Source organism: Chryseobacterium sp. SIMBA_029 (genome assembly GCF_046535275.1).
Classification (GTDB): Bacteria; Bacteroidota; Bacteroidia; order Flavobacteriales; family Weeksellaceae; genus Chryseobacterium.
In genome coordinates this window covers 1-276 of record NZ_JAWRXA010000251.1, presented here as the reverse complement: position 1 = coordinate 276, position 276 = coordinate 1, and the positions used below count along the sequence as shown (strand labels likewise).

Genomic DNA, 276 nt, shown 5'->3' with positions numbered 1-276 from the left:
ACCAGAAACGTCATATATATTGAATACTGATTTTTTAGGAGCATTTAAAATGTTTGTCACATCTTTAGTAATGGATGGTGCTACAGCAAGGTTGCTTAAAGCATTTGCAGCAGACTCTTTAGTTCCTAATACTTCGTTGTATCCTGTTACAATGATTGAATAGTTCTGTGGAGTAGTCGCAGCCGGAATAGCATTGTTTAATAACGTTCCTTTATGAGAGATTTCAATTTTATAAGTTCTTCCTGCTATTGGGTTGTCAATAACAATTTGTTCTAC

General features: G+C 34.4%; 1 pseudogene. It reads right to left on the bottom strand.

Annotation, left to right across the window (positions count from 1 at the left end):
• Positions 1-276 (bottom strand): annotated as a pseudogene (locus tag SB679_RS24025) (secretion protein Por); the annotation flags it as partial.